Source organism: Microbacterium sp. nov. GSS16, from assembly GCF_028198145.1.
Classification (GTDB): Bacteria; Actinomycetota; Actinomycetes; order Actinomycetales; family Microbacteriaceae; genus Microbacterium.
Genome location: NZ_CP116338.1, coordinates 126,556 through 145,908 on the forward strand (window position 1 = coordinate 126,556; position 19,353 = coordinate 145,908).

The following is a 19,353-nucleotide window of genomic DNA, read 5'->3' on the forward strand; positions in this document are numbered from 1 at the left end:
GGGTCGTGATCACCAGCGGGCGAGCAGGTCCCAGATCCAGTCGAAGATCTGCTGGATGATGCTGCCCAGACCGCCGGCGCGGTTGACGTGCACCGTGGCGGTGGCCGCGTCGCCGTCTGCCTGCATCACGGCCAGCGTGTACTTGCCCGGCTGGGTGCTCTTCGGCACCCGCAAGGTCGCCGAGAACGTTCCGTCGTCTGCGACCTGCACGGTGCCGACCTGCACGGCCTGCCCCTTCTTGGGTCGCAACTCGACGGTCACGGTCTCACCGGGGGTGAAGCGCTCGCCCGTCACCGCGAGGGTGCCGCCGGCGCTGACCTTCGACGAACCCGTCTGGATGGTGCCCTCGAACGGTCCGGGTTCTGGCTCGTCGGCGGCCACCGTGAACGGCAGCGTCACCGGGGCGCCCACGTTCGGCGTCGCGACGAGCGGGGCACCTGCCGATCCGGCCGGCACGGTGAACTGGATGCTCGCCCGACCGATCTCGTCGGTGGTGCTGACGATGGACGCATCGACCGCGGCCGAGCCCACCGAGACGCCGCCGAGCGACAGATCGACCGTGGTCGGCACCTGCTCGCCCGCGCTGAACGCGAGAGACGACAGCGACACGGTCACCACGTCGCCCGCCTGGTAGCCGTCAGCGCCGGGCGCCGGCGTGATCGAGGCGCCCACGGCACGCTGGTCGAGGTCGGGGCTCGCCGTCTTGTTGGCGTCGAACCAGTCGACCATCGACTGCAGGTCGATCTTGCCGGTGTCCTTCGCGCTCGTGCCCTTCGCCAGGGTGAAGAAGTTGTCTCCACCCGCCGCCAGGAACGAGTTCGCGGCGATCGTGTACGAGGCGGCCGGGTCGAGCGCCGCTCCGTTCAGCGTGATGGACGTGATGCGCTCGCCCTGGGCTGCGGTGGGATCGTAGGTGTACGACAGCCCCTCCGACACCCCGAGCTTGAGGAACGGACGACTCGCGCCCGCCGGCTGCCACTGCTCTTCGAGCACTGCCTTCAGCTGTGCGCCGGTGAGCTGCGTGGTGACCAGCGTGTTGGCGAACGGCTGCACCGTCGCCGCCTCGCGATACGTCACATTGCCGTCGGGGTCGTTCGCGTTCGACGAGGCGTAGGTGAGGTTGGCACGGATGCCGCCAGGGTTCATCAGCGCCACGTCGGCGCCGGTGGCCCACTTCTGCACGTCGGCGACGAAGTTGCCGATGGTCGACTCGCCTCCGCGGTTCTCGGTGCCGTCGGCCTGTCGAGCACGGTTGAAGTCGGCCGTGATGTCGCCGACCTTGACGGCGCCGAGCACGTCGGCCTTCTTCTTGGCGGCGTCGACGATGGCCTGCACCTCGGCGACCGGCTGGTAGTTGCCAGCCAGCGGACGGATCTCGTTGGTGATCGAGATCAGCTCGTTCTTCTTCGGGTCGACCTGCAGGTTCATCACGCCCATGTTCTCGCCGTACTGACCCGCCGACACGACCGGGCGGCCGTCGATGACGTGGTTGTAGGCGAGGTGGGTGTGGGCCGAGACGATCGCGTTCACGTCGTCGTCGACGCCGTAGACGATCTGACCCAGCGCCGACTCGGGGGTGATGCTGTCGACCGAGACCGTGGTCGCGCCCTCGTGCACCAGCAGGATGATCACGTCGGCTTCGCCGTTGGCGTCGTCGCCGTCGCGGAGGTTCGCCGCCGCCGCGTTCACCGAGTCGACGATGTCGCGCACCTCGAGGTCGGCGATGCCGGCCGGAGACACGAGCGAGTCGAGCTCTTCGGTCACCGCGCCGACGAAGCCGACGCGCACCCCGTCGACCTCCTTCACCCACGACGGGGCGAGAGCGGTCTGGTCGGTGCCCTCGAGGAACACGTTCGACGAGATGTACTCCCAGTCGGCCCGCTCCTGCACGCGGTCGCGCAGGTCGGCCCAGCCCTGATCGAACTCGTGGTTGCCGGCGGCGCTGACCTCGAGGCCGGCGGCGTTGAGGGCGTCGATCGTCGGGTTGTCGTCCTGGATGAACGAGGTGAACGTCGACGCGCCGATCAGGTCGCCGGCCGCGGCGAAGATCGTGTTCGGGTTGGCTTCGCGCACCGACTTCACCGCACCGGCCAGCACTGCTGCACCGGCTGCCTTGCCATCGGCCTCGATGCGACCGTGGAAGTCGTTGATCGTGGCGATGTCGATGCTCACCGGCGGCTCGGTCGCCGAGACGCCGACGAGGATCGGGTCGTGGTCGCTCGAGCGGTAGGGGGTGCCCGTCTCGGTGGCGCCGTAGGCGTAGCCGCGGTCGCTCCACTCGGGCGAGTTGATGGTCCACGCGTCGGCCCCGGTGATCGACCTGGCCAGTGACGGCGAGGCGATCACGTGGTCGAGCGAGCCCAGCTCGCCGTCGAACGTGTAGGTGTAGCTGCCCGGCGAGTGCGCGGGCACCGTGTCGACCCAGCCCTTCGACGTGAACACGTCGATCGGGTCCTCATGGCCGTAGGCGTTGAAGTCGCCGATCAGCAGCATGTCGTCGCCGTTGGTCTTCTTCAGCCGGTCGGTGAACGACAGCAGCGACTGCGCCTGCTTCACCCGGTCGGCGTTGAAGAAGCCCTGCCCGTCGGCCGGCTGCGTGCCGCTGCCCGACTTCGACTTGAAGTGGTTGGCGATCACCGTGACCGTGCGGCCGTCGGCGTCGAAGGCCTGGGCGATCGGCTCGCGGGCGTTGCCCCACACCGTCTCGTCGTCGATGGTCTGCGCGTCGCCGACGGGCTTCACCTCCTTGGCCTTGTAGATGATCGCGTTCGTGATGAAGTCGGTGGTCGCCGCATTCTGCAGCGACTTCGGCGTGGGCACGTACGCCCACACGCCGTTGCCGGCTTCGGCGTTCAGCCCGTCGACGAGGTCGGCGAGCGCGGTGTCGGCGGGCTCGCCCAGCTTCACCGAGTTCTCGATCTCCATGAGCGAGACGACGTCGGCATCCAGTGTGTTGATCGCCGAGACGATCTTCGACTTCTGGATGGCGAACTCCGCCGCGGTCTTCGCCCCGCGGGCATCGGGGTTCTGGCTGGTCAGCGTCGTGAAGTAGTTGTAGACGTTGAACGAGGCGATCTTCACGTCGCCGCCCACCGAGGGCACCTCGGGGCGCGGGTTCTTCGACGTGAAGCCGAACTTCTCGGCGTCCGGCGACGCGCTGTCGAGCGGCTTCACCGGCTGCAGGCGCCAGTCGTCGAAGCCGTACTGCAGCACGAGTCCCTTTCCGCCGAAGTCGACTGCGTCGCCGTTTCGCACGACCGCGTCCTTGGTGAAGTAGGGCTGGTCGTTCAGGTGGTCCTTGTTGCTCACCTGGATGTTGTAGCCGTCGTCGAGCAGGATGCGGTCTGCGCGGTTCGCCGCGGCGATGGCATCCGCCTCGGCGCCGGGCCGCTTCAGCTCGGTGCCCTTGACGTTGAGCTCGCCGGGGTTCAGCCACAGCGTGCCGTAGTTGAACAGCTGGTGGCTGGAGGCGACGAGGTAGTCACCGGTGGGCAGCACGAGCATGTTCTCGTACGCCTCGCGCGCCGTGCCGACGACGCTCGTCGGCAGCGGGGTGAGGGCGGGCACGCCGACTCCCGCGGTGACGACCGAGACGCCGGATGCCGCTGACGGAGCGATCTGCGTCTGGCCGAAGTACTCGTCGACGACGCCCGTGACCGAGACGAGGTCTCCGATCGCGCCGGGAACGGTCTTCCCGTCGAGGAAGACGAAGATGCCGTCGGACGCGTTCGGCGTCATGTCGTCGGCTCCGCCGGATCCGGCGGTCTGGATGACGATTCCCTTGTAGCCGCCCGTGCGATGGTCGGCGGTGATGACGCCCTCGACGGTGACGGTCTTGCCCTTGTACGGCGAGACGTCGCCGGTGCCCTGCACGTCGGCGATGCTGACCTTCTCACCAGGCTCCGGCTCGGGGTCCGGGTCGGGCTCGGGCTCCGTGCTGCCGGAGGCGGTGGGGGTGATCGTCGCAGAGAGCGCGAAGTCGGCCCCGTTGTCGTCGGTGTCCTTGCCGTCTGCGCGGTTCAGCGACTTCACGTCGGTGTTGCCGGCCGGGGCGGAGGCGACCGTGCCCTCGAACGTGTTGGAGCCGCCGTAGCCGAGCAGATCGACGATGCCGTCCGCTCCGGCGGCGTTGCCGACCGGCAGGGTGACCGCCTTGGCGCCCTGCACGAGGGCGATCGTGCCGGTGGTGCCGCTGGGGGCGAGGGTGCTGGTCTGGTCAGGTGCGGGCAGGGCGGCACCCGCCGCGCCGTTGCTGCTCGCCTGAACGAGGAAGTAGCCGCCGGCCTTGATGGTGCCGGTGAGCGCGACGACCCCGTGCGATGCACCGGAGCTTCCCGCCGCGCGGTACTGCAGCGACATCCCGTCGAGCACGACGTCCTTGTCGGTCGGGTTGTACAGCTCGATGAACTTGTTCTTGAACGCGGCGCCGGCGCTGCCGCCCGACAGGTAGGCCTCGTTGATCACGACACCGGTGGCGTCGACGTTCGCGAAGGCCGGCGCGGCGATGAGCGAACCCATGCTCATCGTGAACGCCGTGGTCAGCGCGAGCGCCGCGATGCGCCCCCGCCTCCTCTGATGGGCGACCGGAACAGCCGCGTTCCAGTCGGCAGGGGTGTGCATCATGAATGCCGTCTCCTCATTCTGGGTTGGCCGGGGATCTCGTGGATCCACCGTCAGACGCTCGAGCACGCGCTCGCGCATGAAAGCGACCATAGGCCGCACGTCCGACATCGGGCAAGAGGATTCGCGCGCCGGTCACCGGATGGTCACCGGCACGTCGTCTCAGCCGCGGGCGTCCTCGAACTCCTCGACCTCGCGCTCCCAGGCATCCTTCGCCAGGCGGTACCAGAGGTAGAACGCGAAGCCGGCGAAGATCGCCCACTCGGCCGCGTAGAAGATGTTCAGCCAGTTGACCGGCGATTTCTCCTCGGGCGCCGGGGAGTCGATGTCGACGAGTCCGGCCGGGGCGGTGAGAGATGCCAGATACGGGCGGTACACGTCGAGCTGATCGACGTCGTGCCATTGGCCGAGGAGCGCCGCGGGCGACATCCGCGTCAGAGCGTAGATGTCGTCGGCAGGTGGCAGCTCGACACCTTCATCGTCGATCAGCCGCCCGGTGAGCTGGGCCCGGGATACATCCTGTTCGGCGAGGGCCGCGGCCGCGGCATCCGCCTGCTCGCGCGTCGGCGCCCAGCCGAGCGCGACGGCGAGCGACGTGCGATCGGCCACTCGCAGCTGGCCGGTGACCCAGTACCCCTCGTCGGCGCCGCCGTTGAACCGGGACGAGATCACGATGAAGTCCTCGGCCACCCACTCGCCGCTCGTCGTGACCTTCTGCCCGCCGAGCGGCTCAGGCAGGTACTGACCCGGCTCGATCACGTCGGTGAGCGGGCGCACCTGCTCGGTCGCGCCGGGCGGCGGCGGGTCGGTGTCGATGGCGCGTGCCAGCTGCCACTGGCCGAGCCACGCGAAGATGCCGGCGATCACGAGGCAGAGCAGGAGCACGCCGATCCAGCGTCCCCGCAGCATCACCTCGCGCAGCGTCGGCGGGAACTCCTGCGCGGCGGCGGGCTGCTGCTCGGTCATCCCAGCTCGTACGGCGCGAGGACGACCTCGACCCGCTGGAACTCCTTCAGGTCGGAGTATCCCGTGGTCGCCATCGACTTGCGCAGGGCGCCGATGAGGTTGGCCGTCCCGTCGGCGACGGGGGCGGGCCCGAACAGGATCCGCTCGAGGTCGGCGACGCGGTCGACCTCGACGCGGCGGCCGCGGGGAAGCTCGGGGTGGTGCGCCTCGGCGCCCCAGTGGAAGCCCTGGCCGGGGGCATCCGTCGCGCGCGACAGCGCGACACCCAGCATCACGGCATCCGCACCCATCGCGAGCGCCTTGACCATGTCGCCGGACGTGCCGACGCCGCCGTCGGCGATGACGTGCACGTAGCGGCCGCCCGACTCGTCGAGGTAGTCGCGGCGGGCCGCGGCGACGTCCGACACGGCGGTCGCCATCGGGGCGTGGATGCCCAGGGTCACGCGCGTGGTCGACGCCGCTCCCCCGCCGAAGCCGACGAGCACGCCCGCCGCTCCCGTGCGCATGAGGTGCAGGGCGGCGGTGTAGGTGGAGGCGCCGCCGACGATGACGGGCACGTCGAGGTCGTAGATGAACTTCTTCAGGTTCAGCGGCTCGAGGGCGCTGGAGACGTGCTCGGCCGACACCGTCGTGCCGCGGATGACGAACAGGTCGACGCCGGCGGCGACGACCGTCTCATAGAGCTCCTGGGTGCGCTGCGGTGTGAGGGAGCCCGCCACCGTCACGCCCGCCTCGCGGATCTCGGCGAGGCGCTGCTTCACGAGCTCGGGCTTGATCGGCTCGGAGTACAGCTGCTGCATGCGCACGGTCGCGTTCTCGGCGGGCAGCGCGGCGATCTCGTCGAGCAGCGGCTGCGGGTCGTCGTAGCGCGTCCACAGGCCCTCGAGGTCGAGCACACCCAGCCCGCCCAGCCTGCCGAGCGCGATGGCGGTGGTGGGGCTGACGACGGAGTCCATCGGGGCGCCGAGCACGGGGATGTCGAACGAGAACGCATCGATCGTCCACGCCGTCGAGACGTCGGCGGGGTTGCGGGTGCGTCGCGATGGGACCACCGCGATGTCGTCGAACGTGTACGCGCGGCGCGCGCGCTTGCCTCGGCCGATCTCGATGTCCATGCTCACCCCTCCAGCCTACCCGTGGTGGCCCGATGGCCCCGCTCGGCGTCGGCGTCGCCGCCGGGCTGGAACCCGCCTGCCGCGCCCGCCGTTGCCCACCAGCGCTACCAGCTCAGACACCGAGAACAGGCCCAACACCGAGAACAGGTCGAATTCCGTCCATCTGTCCTGTCATCGGCAGCCAACCTGTACTCGATTGCCGCCAGTTCTCCTGCACATCCTCGCTCCTGGGCTACCTGTCCACGGTTCGCGCGGAACGAGAGCCTGATCTTCACCTGCCCCGGCCATCGTCGAAGGATGAGGGCTCCGATCATGACGTGGATGCGACAGCGCGCCGGCATCGCGCACACCAGTGAGCTGCGCGCAGCGGGGTACACGAATCACGAGATGCGACAGGCCGTGGATGCAGGACTGCTCGAGCGGGTCAGACGCTCGTGGCTGGTGTCGGCGCAGTGCTCGGCCGAACGAAGGGCTGCCGCCGAGGTGAGCGGGCGAGTGACATGCGTGACCGCCGCCAAGCACCTGGGGCTGTGGTCGGTGGCCGACGAAAGGATGCACGTCGCCGTACCGTCGTCCTCCTCCCGCATCAGCGCGCCCGGCCGAGTGCTGCACTGGTCCGCAGGCCCCGCGCCGGTCGCACGTTTCGCCGTCGAAGACCCCATCCTGAACGTGCTCTACCACGTCGGGCGCTGCTTGGAACCGCCGGACGCGTCGGCGGTCTGGGAGTCGGCTCTGCGCAGGACGCTCGTGACCCTCCCGCAATTGCGCCGCACAGCATGGCACAGCACGGCTGTGGACATCGTGCTCGAGATGGTCGGAGCGCTGTCGGATTCCGGGGTCGAGACGGCCTTCATCCGCATCTGCCGCTCCTGCGGCCTCGACGTGCGTCAGCAGGTGATCATCGACGGGCATCGGGTCGATGCGCTCATCGGCGACCGGCTGGTGGTGCAGCTCGACGGCTTCGAATTCCACAGCAGTGCGAAGGATCGGCGGCGAGATCTCCGCCAGGATGCCCGTCTCGCCCTGCTCGGCTACACGGTGCTCCGCTTCGACTACCAGCAGGTCATGTTCGACCCCGGCTATGTGCAGCAGACCATCGTCAGCGCCGTGGCTCAGGGGCTGCACCTCGCGCGGCGACGGTGATCAGAGCGCTCGGTTCGAGAACAGGCTGGTTCTCCAGATCAGGACGGATGCTCGGGCATACGGGATGTTCTCGGCAACGGGCCTGTTCTCAGCAGCTCGACCCAGGCCCAGGAGGGCGCGGGCGTCACGGCTCGGACATGCGCGCGAGCAGCTCGGTGAGCACCGCCTCGGCCACGGACCGGGGCAGCCGCTCGATCAGCGCCATGAGCATGGCCATCGGCTGATCCGCCGACACCGATCCCGCGCCGGCGAGCCGCAGCAGCCGCCACGCCGCGGCGGGACCGGGAACACGCCCGCCCTCGCCGTAACCCAGCATTCGCAGCGCCGCCAGCATCATCTTCGGGTCGGCGGCGGGCCGGCCGCGCACCTCGTCGGCCGCCTCCGCCAGCGCGCGCGCGAACTCCTCGACCTGCGATTCGAGCACGGGGGTCAGGGTGAGGTGCGCGCTGTGCGCGATGCGCACCCCATCCTGCTGCACGAGCCCGGGCTGCGGCTGGATCTTCCATCCGTGCCCCACCATCGCGTCGGCGAGGCGGTGCGGGTCGACGCGCTCAGCCACGGGCACGCTGTCGTCCGAGCCGAGCGCGATCGCCGGCCCGACCGGGTCACCGATCACGCGCAGCCCCGGGATGCCGTCGACCGCCGCCCTGACGGCCAGCGCTACCCGTCCGATCGAGTCCGTGAGCCGCCGATACCCGTCGTCGCCGAGATGCTGGGTGATCGCCCACGCCGCGGCGAGCGGCGATGCCGAGCGTGAGCCGAGCAGGGTCGGGTTCACCACGGGATAGCCCGCCCACCCGGTCGTGGCGAAGAACTGCGCGCGATGGCGACGCCGTCCGCGCTGCAGCAGCACAGACACTCCCTTCGGCGCGTAGCCGTACTTGTGCAGGTCGGCCGAGATGCTCGTCACCCCGTGCACGCGGAAGTCCCAGGCCGGCAGGCCGGGCCACCACGGCAGCACGAACCCGCCGAAGCAGGAGTCGACATGGCAGGAGATCCCGCGAGTCGATGCCGCGGCCGCGACCTCCGCGATCGGATCGAGCGTGCCGGTGGGGTACGACGGCGCCGACACGACGACGAGGGCGACGTCGTCGTCGAGCCGGTCGATCAGATCGGACGCCGCGAGCACACCGTCCGGCGAGCACGGCACCGCGTCGAACTCGAGGTCGAACAGCTGCGCGGCCTTGATGAACGCCGCGTGCGCGGTGGCCGGGGCCACCAGCCGGGGACGCCCGGACGACCCGCCGTGCGACAGCCGCCACAGATCGCGCGCCGTCTTCACGGCAAGCAGGCAGCTCTCGGTTCCTCCGCTGGTGACGGTGCCGACGACGGAGCGCCTGCCGTGCAGCATCCGGCGGGTGAAGCCGATCACATCCCGCTCCATCGCCGCGATCGACGGGAACACCGTCGGGTCGAGTCCGTTCAGCGGCCGCGCGAGACGGGCGGCGGCGTCAGCCAGCTCGTCCAGTTCGCCGAGGCCCGAGTCGTAGACGTACGACAGCACGTGTCCGCCGTGCGTCGGCGCGTCGGCGGCGCGCATCCGACGCAGGCGATCGAGGATGTCGCTCACGCCGATGTCCCGATGATGTCGCGCTCACGCAGCCGGTACCGGGCCAGCGCGACGAGGCTCAGCAGCATGAGCGCCGCCGGCAGCAGGCTGAACGCCACCGCGATCCCCGTCACCGCGGCATCCGGCTGGGCGACCTCGACCGCAGCCGTCGTCTCGATGTAGCCGGTCGCCGCGAGCACGATCGAGAGCACGGTCGCACCCAGCGCCATGCCCGTCGTCTCACCGGCCGTCCACACCCCGCTGAACACACCGGAGCGATTGTCATGGCCGGCCGCCGTGCGGTCGTGCGCGATGACGTCGGGCAGCATCGCCATCGGCAGGGTCTGCATGCCGGCGTACGCCGCGCCGGCGAGGGCGACCGGTGCGAGGATCCACCATCCGGGCATCCACACCATCAGGCCGAGCACCACCGTCGCGGCGAGGAACACCGTGCTGGCGATGCGGAAGCCGCGCTCTTTGCCGATGCGGTCGGCGACGAGCTTCCACACCGGGGCCATCAGCAGGGCGGGAGCGATCAGCGCGACGAACAGCGGCGTCACCGCGCCCTCGTCGCCCAGCACCCAGCGCGCCACGAACTGCGCGGCGGCGAGCATGAGCCCGGTCGCCAGCCCCTGCAGCATGAACGCGCCCAGCAGCACACGGAACGGCTGGCTCTCGCGCAGCGCGTCGAGTCCGTCGCGGTAGTGCGTCGCGATCGACGCACCGGGTCGCACGGGCAGCATCGGGCGGGTCGGCGCGACGGTCGAGGCGACGAACAGCCCGGCGCCGAGCAGCACGGCTGCCACGGCCGCCATCACGAGGTAGCCGAGCAGCGGGTCGCCGAACATCCCGCGGATCTCGGGTCCGCCCGCGCCGAAGAGCAGGATCGCCACGGTCAGCATGACCACGCGCCAGGTGAGCAGGCGAGTGCGCTCACGGTAGTCGTCGGTCAGCTCGGCGGGCAGCGCGATGTACGGCACCTGGAAGAGGCTGAAGCATGTCGCTGCGAGCATGAACGCGATGAGCACCCAGAAGCCGGATGCCACCGGGCCGAGTCCCGCGGGAACGGCGAAGGTCAGCACGAACGCGATCGGCAGACCGATCGAGCCGATCAGCATGAGCCCGCGCCGCGATCCCGATCGCGCGAGCGCGGTGTCGCTCAGCCCGCCGATCACCGGGTCGATCAGCACGTCCCACACCTTGGCTCCCGTGACGATCGCACCGGCGGCGAGCGCCGTCACGCCCAGGGAGTCGGTCAGGTAGTAGACGAGCACGAGGCCGGGCAGCGTGGCGAAGCCGCCGGTGCCGAGCGAGCCGATGGCGTAGCGGGTGATCTGGCCGCGAGTGAGCGTTGTCGACGCTGAGCGCATGCGGCTCACTCTAGTGGCGGGGCTGCGCGTCTCGCGTCGGGCGCCGAAGCGCCGTCATCCGGTGCAGGGAACACGCGAGCGCAGGACCGGAAAGCGGATGCCGGTCCGCGCGACCCGAGCCGACCCGAGGTCGGCTCACTTCTTGTAGTTAGGCGCCTCGACGACGATCTGCACGTCGTGCGGGTGCGACTCCTTGAGCCCCGCGGCCGTGATGCGCACGAAGCGTCCGCGCGCCTTGAGCTCGTCGATGGTGCGCGCGCCGACGTAGAACATCGACTGACGCAGACCGCCCATCAGCTGGTACGCCACGGCCGAAAGCGGGCCGCGGTAAGGCACCTGGCCCTCGATGCCCTCGGGGATGAGCTTGTCGTCGCTGGGGACGTCGGCCTGGAAGTACCGGTCCTTGGAGTACGAGGTCTGCTTGCCGCGGGTCTGCATCGCGCCCAGCGAGCCCATGCCCCGGTACTGCTTGAACTGCTTGCCCGACTGGAAGACGATCTCTCCCGGCGACTCGTCGGTGCCGGCCAGCAGCGAGCCCAGCATGACGGCGTCAGCGCCGGCGACCAGCGCCTTGGCGATGTCGCCGGAGTACTGCAGACCGCCGTCGGCGATCACCGGCACACCGGCGGGGCCGGCGGCGAGGGATGCCTCATAGACCGCGGTCACCTGCGGCACGCCGACGCCGGCGACCACGCGCGTGGTGCAGATCGAGCCCGGGCCCACGCCGACCTTGACGGCGTCGACGCCGGCATCCACCAGAGCCTGAGCGCCCTCGCGGGTCGCGACGTTGCCGCCGACGATGTCGATGTGCTCGAAGGTCGGGTCGGCCTTGAGCCGCTTGACGAGCTCGATGACGCCCTGCGACTGGCCGTTCGCGGTGTCGACGACGAGGATGTCGACACCGGCATCCCGCAGCGCCTCGGCACGCTCCCACGCGTCGCCGAAGAAGCCGATGGCGGCGCCGACACGCAGCCGGCCCTGGTCGTCCTTGGTGGCGAGCGGGTACTTCTCGCTCTTGTCGAAGTCCTTGATCGTGATGAGCCCGGCGAGCTTGCCGTCGCTGTCGATGAGCGGCAGCTTCTCGACGCGGTGCTTCGCGAACAGGGCGATGACCTCCCCCGCGGCGACGCCGACCGGAGCGGTGACGAGGTTCTCGCTCGTCATGACGTCCTTGACCAGAGTGGTCTGGCGCTCGAAGCCCGACACGAACCGCATGTCGCGGTTGGTGACGATGCCCACGAGATGGCCCTCGTCGTCGACGACGGGCAGGCCGGAGATGCGGTAGCGGGCGCACAGGTTGTCGACCTCTTCGACGGTCGCATTGGCGGTCGTCGTGATCGGGTCAGTGATCATCCCCGACTCGCTGCGCTTGACCCGGTCGACCTGCGATGCCTGGTCGGCGATCGAGAGGTTGCGGTGCAGGATGCCGATGCCGCCTTCGCGGGCCATCGCGATCGCCATGCGGGCCTCGGTGACGGTGTCCATCGCGCTGGAGAGCAGCGGGGTGGCCACCGAGATGCGCCGTGTGATCCGCGAGGAGGTGTCGGCCTCACTGGGGATGACGTCGGTGTGCCCGGGAAGCAGGAGCACGTCATCGTAGGTGAGTCCGACGAAACCGAACGGGTCGTGCTGCTGCATGGAAGCGTGCTCCTCTGCGCCGGAGGCGCGATCGAATGGCGGATGCGCGGGGGCGTCGGCGACCGGAGGAGGCGTGACCCGCGGTGTATAGATTCTAAGCGCGTCGGGGGCCGCGTTATTCCGAGAACGCCGAGAACGCCGCGGCGGACACTCCCGACATTCCGATCAGGACACGGTTGGTGCGATACGCGCCGACGACGGGATACGCTCAGTGCGACGTCCAAGCGGAGCGACGACCCGAAGTCGCTCGATGCACTCGATGTGGAGGATGCGTGGGACTCAGAACTGTGGCGCTTCAGCGCCCCCGGAACGGTGTGCTCGCGCTGCTCGCGACGCTGCTCGCCGCCTTCCTCGTCTTCGGATCGCCGGCCGGTGCCGCGCACGCCGAGACGACGCCTGACGGCCAGGAGGTCACCGACTTCTACTTCGCCGGGAACATCACCTACGACGACGAGCCGATCGAGGGCGTCGGTCTGTCGGTGAAGGGCGGCGGCTTCGAGGGCAAGACCAAGACCGACGCCGAGGGCAAGTGGCGCCTGTACGTGCCCGAGAAGGACAAGTACACGATCGCAGTCGACGAGGACACCCTTCCCGAGGGTGTGATCGTCGACGCGGAGAACCTGCCCGACGGCGTGGAGCCCGTCGCCGGGACGAGCGGCGAGTTCGAGGCGGAGTTCGGCCTGACGGGCACGAAGATCGTCAACCTGTTCCTCGGCGAGGGCGAGCGCATCACGATCTCGCTTCTCGATCAGCTGCTCTCGCGACTGGTCGGCGGCCTGAACTTCGGGCTGCTGCTCGCGCTCGCCTCGATGGGCGCGGCGCTCATCTACGGCACGACCCGGCTGTCGAACTTCGCGCACGCCGAGATGGTCACCTGGGGCGGCCTGGTCGCGCTGGTCACGACGACCGTGTGGCAGCTGCCCTTCTGGGTCGGCATCATCGCTGCGGTGATCGCCGGCGGTCTGCTGGGCTGGGGGATGGATGCCGCGCTGTGGCGTCCCCTGCGCCGCCGGGGCCTCGGCGTGGTGCAGCTCATGATCGTGAGCATCGGCCTCTCGCTCGCGCTGCGCTACCTCTTCCAGTACTTCATCGGCGGCGGCACCCGTCAGCTGCCCGGCGCGAGCCCCGCGCCGATCCAGTTCGGCCCGATCTCGCTGTCGTACATCGACATCATCGCCATGAGCGTGAGCATCGTCGTGATCCTGGCTGTGGCGTGGTTCCTCACCCGCACGCGCATCGGCAAGGCGACCAGGGCCATCTCCGACAATCCGCAGCTCGCGGCCGCCTCGGGCATCGACGTCGACCGGGTGATCCGCTACGTGTGGATCCTGTCCGGTCTGCTGGCGGCCATCTCGGGCATCCTGTGGGCGTACTTCCGCCCGGGTGTGAAGTGGGACATGGGCATGCAGATGCTGCTGCTCATCTTCGCCGCGATCACGCTCGGCGGTCTCGGCACCGCGTTCGGGGCGCTGGTCGGCTCACTCATCGTCGGCATCGCGGTCGAGGTCTCGACGCTGTGGATCCCGTCGGACCTGAAGTACGCGAGCGCTCTCGTCGTGCTGATCGTGATCCTGCTGGTCAGGCCGCAGGGTCTGCTCGGACGCAAGGAAAGGCTGGGCTGACATGGACTTCGGAAGCATCTTCTCCAACACGGCCGTCTACCTGTTCAGCCCCGTCACCATCGCATACGCGCTGGCCGCGACCGGACTGGCCGTGCACTTCGGCTACGCGGGTCTGCTGAACTTCGGCATGGCGGCGTTCATGGCGGTCGGCGGCTACGGGTACGCGATCTCGGTGCTCAGCTTCGGCCTGCCCTGGTGGGTGGGCATGCTGATCGGGCTGCTGGGCGGCGCACTGTTCGCCGTGCTGCTCGGCATCCCGACTCTGCGCCTGCGCGCCGACTACCTCGCCATCGCCACCATCGCCGCCGGCGAGATCGTGCGGCTGCTGTTCACCACGCAGCTGTTCGACGAGTGGACGAACTCCGCCGACGGGCTCGCGCAGTACAACGGCGGGTTCCGCGACGCGAACCCCTTCCCCGACGGCACGTATGGGTTCGGCCCGTGGACGTACACGGCGAACGACCTGTGGAACCGCGTGTTCGGCGTGGTGCTGCTGGGCGTTGCCGTGCTGCTCGTCTGGGCGCTCATGCGCAGCCCCTGGGGCCGCGTGCTCAAGGGCATCCGCGAAGACGAGGACGCCGTCCGCTCGCTCGGCAAGAACGTGTTCGCCTACAAGATGCAGGCGCTCGTGGTCGGCGGCGTGATCGGTGCCGCGGGCGGGATCGTCTTCGTGCTCCCCTCGGCCGTCGTGCCGGGCAGCTACACGACGTCGCTGACCTTCTTCCTGTGGACGATCCTGCTGCTCGGCGGCGCCGCGACCGTCTTCGGCCCGACGCTCGGTGCGATCCTCTTCTGGGTCGTCTTCGCGTTCCTCGCCAACCTGCTGCCGAGCATGGCCCGCACCGGCATCCTTCCGATGTCGTCGAGCCAGGCGTCCACCCTCGTGTTCATCTTCGTGGGCGTGGCGCTGATGCTGCTCGTGATCTTCCGCCCGCAGGGCATCCTCGGAGACAAGAGGGAGATGACCTTTGTCAAGTGAGAACACCCCCGAGCGGGTTCCCGGCGCCGATGCGGCGCCGGTGACCGGCAGCGTCCGGCGTCCGAAGACGACCGGACTGGCGAAGGGCCCCGCGGCTCCCGGCGTGGCGAAGGTCGACCCGATCCTCGTCGTCGACGCCGTCGAGCGGCACTTCGGCGGGCTGACCGCGGTGAACGTCGAGCACGTGGAGGTGCCCCGAAACGCGATCACGGCGCTGATCGGCCCGAACGGTGCGGGCAAGACGACCCTGTTCAACCTGCTGTGCGGCTTCGACAAGCCGAACAGCGGCACGTGGAGCTTCGACGGGAAGAACCTGTCTGGCATCCCCTCGTTCAAGGTGGCCAGGATGGGCCAGGTGCGCACCTTCCAGCTCACGAAGTCGCTGTCGCTGCTGACCGTGCTCGAGAACATGAAGCTCGGCGCCACCAAGCAGAAGGGCGAGGGCTTCTGGGCGAGCCTGATTCCCGGTCTCTGGCGCCGCCAGGAGGCTCAGATCGAGGAGCGCGCCCGCGAGCTGCTGCGCCGCTTCAAGCTCGACGCCAAGGAGAAGGACTTCGCGGCCTCGCTCTCGGGCGGACAGCGCAAACTGCTCGAGATGGCACGTGCCCTCATGAGCGACCCGCAGCTGGTCATGCTCGACGAGCCGATGGCGGGCGTCAACCCCGCGCTGACGCAGTCGCTGCTCGATCACATCCTCGATCTGAAGGAGCAGGGCATGACCGTGCTCTTCGTCGAGCACGACATGCACATGGTGCGCCACATCGCGGATTGGGTGATCGTCATGGCCGAGGGCCGCGTCGTCGCCGAGGGCCCGCCCGAGACCGTCATGGACGACCCCGCTGTCGTCGACGCCTACCTGGGCGCTCATCAGGACGTCGATCTGGGTGTGGTCACCGGCCGCATCCCGGTGATGCCAGGCGACACCGCCGCCGCCACCCGCATCCGGGAAAAGATCGAGACCGAGGCCGAAGCCGAGCTGGAAGCCGAAGAGGAGGACAAGTGATGGATGCCTCAACCGACGCCTCCGTCGTCGTCGAGCTGAAGGACGTGCACGCCGGATACCTGCCGGGGGTGAACATCCTCAACGGCGCCAATCTCGTCGCACGCCAGGGTGAGCTCATCGGCATCATCGGTCCGAACGGCGCGGGCAAATCGACGCTGCTGAAGGCGATCTTCGGCATGGTCAACGTGCGTCAGGGCGACATCACCGTCAACGGGGAGAGCATCGTCGGCTTCAAGGCCGACAAGCTCGTGGCGCGCGGAGTGGCCTTCGTGCCGCAGACGAACAACGTCTTCCCCTCGCTGACGATCGCCGAGAACCTGCAGATGGGCCTGTACCAGAACCCGAAGATCTACGCCGAGCGGCTCGAGTTCGTCAGCAGCATCTTCGCCGACCTGGGCAAGCGCCTGAACCAGCGAGCCGGCTCGCTGTCGGGCGGCGAGCGCCAGATGGTGGCGATGTCGCGCGCGCTGATGATGGACCCGTCGGTGCTGCTGCTCGACGAGCCCTCGGCCGGCCTCTCCCCCGTCCGCCAGGACGACGCGTTCATCCGCGTCTCCGACATCAACAAGGCCGGCGTGACGACGATCATGGTCGAGCAGAACGCGCGTCGCTGCCTGCAGATCTGCGACCGCGGATACGTGCTCGACCAGGGCCGCGACGCCTACGAGGGCACCGGCCGCGACCTGTTGAACGACCCGAAGGTGATCGGCCTGTATCTCGGCACCCTGGGCTAGGACGCCGCTTGACACGACCGACGAGGGGGTGGATGCCCGGCATCCACCCCCTCATCCATGCCCGCCCGACGCTTCGGGCGTGAAGAAGGCCCCGGATGCGAGCACCCGGGGCCTTCTTCGTGAGCGATGTCAGTTGGTGCGCTCGATGGTGTTGTCGGCCTTGTACTTGTAGATGCCGATCGTGGCGCCCTGCGGGTCGCCCGCCTCGTCGAAGGTCACCTCACCGGAGTAGCCGTCGTAGTCGGCGGTGCCTCCGTCGTTGATGATCTTGGCGCACTCCGCGAACGAGGTGCACTTCTCACCGTCGCCCGAGCCGCCCGAGATCTCCTGCATCTTGGCGGCGATGTCGGCGCCCTCGGTCGAGCCCGCGGCGAGCGACGCGAGCGCGACCAGGACGGCTGCGTCGTAGGCCTCGCCGGCGTAGGTGAAGTCCTTCACCTCGGGGTTGCCCTCGCCCGTCCAGTACGTCTGCAGGCGCTCGACGAAATCGTCTTCGAGTACAGGGCCGGCCTTGGTGCCCTGCGCGCCCTCGAGCGACACCGGCATCTCGTCGCCGTAGTCCGACAGGTTTCCGTCGACCATGTAGAACTTGTCGGCCGTGATGCCGGCGTTCACCAGCAGCGGACCGATCGTCTTGAACTGGTCGAACGACACGATCGCCACGGCGTCGGGGTTCTGCGCCTTGATCGTCTCGACCTGAGCGTCGAACTGCGCGTCGCCGACGTTGTACGAGGCCTCGGCGACGACCTTGCCGCCGGCGTTCTCGAACGTCTCCTTGATGGCAGCGTCGAGACCGGTGCCGTAGGCGTCGTTCTGGTAAATGATGCCGAGCGTCTTGCGGTTGTCCTCGGCGATGAGGTTGCCGAGCACCTCGCCCTGCAGCAGGTCGCTGGGCGCGGTGCGGAAGTAGAGTCCGTTGTCGTCCCAGTCGGTGAAGTCGGGGCCGGTGTTCGACGCCGAGATCTGCAGGATGCCCGCGTTGACGTTGCCGTCGAGGATCAGTCGCGAGACACCGGATGCCGCGGCACCGACCATCGCGGTGACGCCCGCTCCCTGCAGCTTGGTGATCGAGGTCTCGTACGCCTTGGTGTCGGTGTCGCCCTCGTCTTCGGCGGTGAGCTCGACCTTGATGCCGGCGTTCGCCTCGTTGATCTCCTTGACCGCCAGGCCCACGCCGGACGACATCGGCGGGCCGAGGAAGGCGAGCGAGCCGGTCTGCGGCAGCAGGGATCCGAGCTTCAGGGTGAGGTCGGCGGACGGCTTCTTGCCACCGTCGTCGGAGGAGTTGTCCGAGGGCGTGCTGCTGCAGCCGGCGATGATGAGTGCGGAGGCGCTGACCATCGCGGCCGCCGCGAAGATCCTCGCGGGACGCGAGCCCTTCATTGCGTTCATGTTGCTCCCTTGCGTAACTGAACGTGGATTTCCACTTCGGGTGATCTCACCCTATTGGTTCGCATGCGCGCGTTCTGTCTCGGTCGCCTAACGATCGTCCCGGGCGTGGCGGACCCCGCTCAGACGGGGTCAGCGACTGCCACCGCGCGTGTGCGACGACCGTGCAGCAGCAGGTCGGCGACGAACACGGCGATCGCGATCCACACGATGATGAAGCCGATCCATCGCTCGAGCGGCATGGGCTCGCCCAGCAGCGCCCAGCCGACGACGAACTGCATGATCGGGGTGATGAACTGCAGCATCCCGACCAGGCTCAGGTCGATCCGCCGCGTGCCGGCGGCGAACAGCAGCAGCGGCACTGCGGTGGCGATGCCGGCGCCGGCGACGAGCAGGGTGTGCAGCGGTGAGACCTGACCGAAGGTGATGCCGTCGGTCTGGCCGACGATGACGAGCGTCACGACGGCGATCGGGATGAGCCAGAACGATTCGAGCGTGAGCCCGCTCGTGGCATTCACCGCCGCGCCGATCTGCTTCTTCACGAGCCCGTAGATGCCGAATGAGGCGGTGAGCGTCAGCGCGATCCACGGGAACGACCCGTACGCGACGACGATAACGATCACGGCGAGCGCGGCCACGCCGATCGCGATCCACTGCAGCGGACGCACCCGCTCGCGCAGCACGAAGACGCCCAGCAGCACCGTGAAGATCGGGTTGATGAAGTAGCCGAGACTGGTCTCGATGACGTGGCCCGTGAGCGTGCCGATGAGGAATGTCTGCCAGTTGACGTAGATGAGCACCCCGGCCAGTGCTGTCCACCACAGCAGTGGCGGCTGACGCACGACGGCGATGAGGGCCGGCCATCCGCGCATGACCGTGAGCAGGATGCAGCAGAACACGAACGAGAGCAGCACCCGCCAAGCCACGACCTCCCACGGACCGGTCGGCACCAGCGCCAGGAAGTACAGCGGGAGGGCTCCCCAGAGCAGATAGGCGCCGACCGTGTAGGCGATCCCGCCGCGTGCCGCGTTCGCGAGAGCGGCAGTGCGGGCGGGGAAATCGGAGGTCACCTGAGAACCCTATTCCGCGTCGACGCCGACGACGCGATCCGGCGCTCCGCTGCGCGCGGGCGGGATCCGCCCATCCGAGTAGATCGCCCTTCCCCTCGGTCGAGGATCGGCGTATGGTGAGCGGCATCCAAGGATGGATACTGGGGAAATCGGCG

At 68.9% G+C, this 19,353-nt stretch carries 13 protein-coding genes; 5 read left to right on the top strand and 8 right to left on the bottom strand.

The window, feature by feature from the left end; genetic code table 11:
• Nucleotides 1-9 precede the first annotated feature (9 nt).
• The 3 genes from PGB26_RS00610 to PGB26_RS00620 all read right to left on the bottom strand — a co-directional run bounded on the left by PGB26_RS00610 (nt 10) and on the right by PGB26_RS00620 (nt 6,701).
• Nucleotides 10-4,623, bottom strand: a complete 4,614-nt coding sequence (locus PGB26_RS00610; RefSeq protein WP_271638381.1) for an ExeM/NucH family extracellular endonuclease — start codon at nt 4,621-4,623, stop codon at nt 10-12.
• 159 nt (nt 4,624-4,782) lie between these two features.
• Complete coding sequence (locus tag PGB26_RS00615) at nt 4,783-5,586, bottom strand: SURF1 family cytochrome oxidase biogenesis protein (RefSeq protein ID WP_271638382.1); 804 nt, start codon at nt 5,584-5,586, stop codon at nt 4,783-4,785.
• A complete protein-coding gene (locus tag PGB26_RS00620; RefSeq protein ID WP_271639701.1) occupies nt 5,583-6,701 on the bottom strand; it encodes a GuaB3 family IMP dehydrogenase-related protein in 1,119 nt (372 codons plus the stop codon). Before PGB26_RS00620 ends, PGB26_RS00615 begins: the two co-directional genes overlap by 4 nt.
• Nucleotides 6,702-6,998: 297 nt before the next feature.
• On the opposite strand from PGB26_RS00620, the gene PGB26_RS00625 reads away from it, so the two are divergent.
• A complete protein-coding gene (locus tag PGB26_RS00625; protein ID WP_271638383.1) occupies nt 6,999-7,844 on the top strand; it encodes a DUF559 domain-containing protein in 846 nt (281 codons plus the stop codon).
• Nucleotides 7,845-7,968: 124 nt separating this feature from the next.
• On the opposite strand, the gene PGB26_RS00630 is transcribed toward PGB26_RS00625, so the two are convergent.
• From PGB26_RS00630 to guaB, 3 genes are all read right to left on the bottom strand, one after another.
• Nucleotides 7,969-9,414: a pyridoxal phosphate-dependent decarboxylase family protein gene (locus PGB26_RS00630; RefSeq protein WP_333909429.1), complete on the bottom strand. Its 1,446-nt coding sequence runs from the start codon at nt 9,412-9,414 to the stop codon at nt 7,969-7,971.
• The gene (locus PGB26_RS00635) at nt 9,411-10,763 is read right to left on the bottom strand and encodes an MFS transporter (RefSeq protein WP_271638384.1); all 1,353 of its coding nucleotides are present in this window, start codon (nt 10,761-10,763) and stop codon (nt 9,411-9,413) included. The genes PGB26_RS00630 and PGB26_RS00635 overlap by 4 nt, the downstream gene beginning before the upstream one ends.
• A gap of 135 nt (nt 10,764-10,898) precedes the next feature.
• Nucleotides 10,899-12,401 carry an IMP dehydrogenase gene (gene guaB, locus PGB26_RS00640; protein WP_271638385.1) on the bottom strand — a complete coding sequence of 501 codons (1,503 nt, stop codon included), beginning with the start codon at nt 12,399-12,401 and terminating at the stop codon, nt 10,899-10,901.
• A gap of 272 nt (nt 12,402-12,673) precedes the next feature.
• Between guaB and PGB26_RS00645 the strand changes: the two genes are divergently transcribed.
• From PGB26_RS00645 to PGB26_RS00660, 4 genes are read left to right on the top strand one after another with little or no spacing between them, the layout of a single operon-like run.
• Entirely contained in the window at nt 12,674-14,023 is a 1,350-nt protein-coding gene (locus PGB26_RS00645) for a branched-chain amino acid ABC transporter permease (protein ID WP_271638386.1), read from the top strand.
• 1 nt (nt 14,024) lies between these two features.
• Nucleotides 14,025-15,002 carry a branched-chain amino acid ABC transporter permease gene (locus tag PGB26_RS00650; protein ID WP_271638387.1) on the top strand — a complete coding sequence of 326 codons (978 nt, stop codon included), beginning with the start codon at nt 14,025-14,027 and terminating at the stop codon, nt 15,000-15,002.
• A gap of 40 nt (nt 15,003-15,042) precedes the next feature.
• Entirely contained in the window at nt 15,043-16,005 is a 963-nt protein-coding gene (locus tag PGB26_RS00655) for an ABC transporter ATP-binding protein (protein ID WP_271639703.1), read from the top strand.
• Nucleotides 16,005-16,739, top strand: a complete 735-nt coding sequence (locus tag PGB26_RS00660) for an ABC transporter ATP-binding protein (RefSeq protein WP_271638388.1) — start codon at nt 16,005-16,007, stop codon at nt 16,737-16,739. The genes PGB26_RS00655 and PGB26_RS00660 overlap by 1 nt, the downstream gene beginning before the upstream one ends.
• A 129-nt stretch (nt 16,740-16,868) precedes the next feature.
• Here PGB26_RS00660 and PGB26_RS00665 read toward each other — a convergent pair whose 3' ends face one another.
• Both PGB26_RS00665 and rarD read right to left on the bottom strand, forming a co-directional pair.
• A complete protein-coding gene (locus tag PGB26_RS00665) occupies nt 16,869-18,131 on the bottom strand; it encodes an ABC transporter substrate-binding protein (protein WP_271638389.1) in 1,263 nt (420 codons plus the stop codon).
• 119 nt (nt 18,132-18,250) lie between these two features.
• Entirely contained in the window at nt 18,251-19,198 is a 948-nt protein-coding gene (gene rarD / locus PGB26_RS00670) for an EamA family transporter RarD (RefSeq protein WP_271638390.1), read from the bottom strand.
• Between the last annotated feature and the right edge of the window lie 155 nt (nt 19,199-19,353).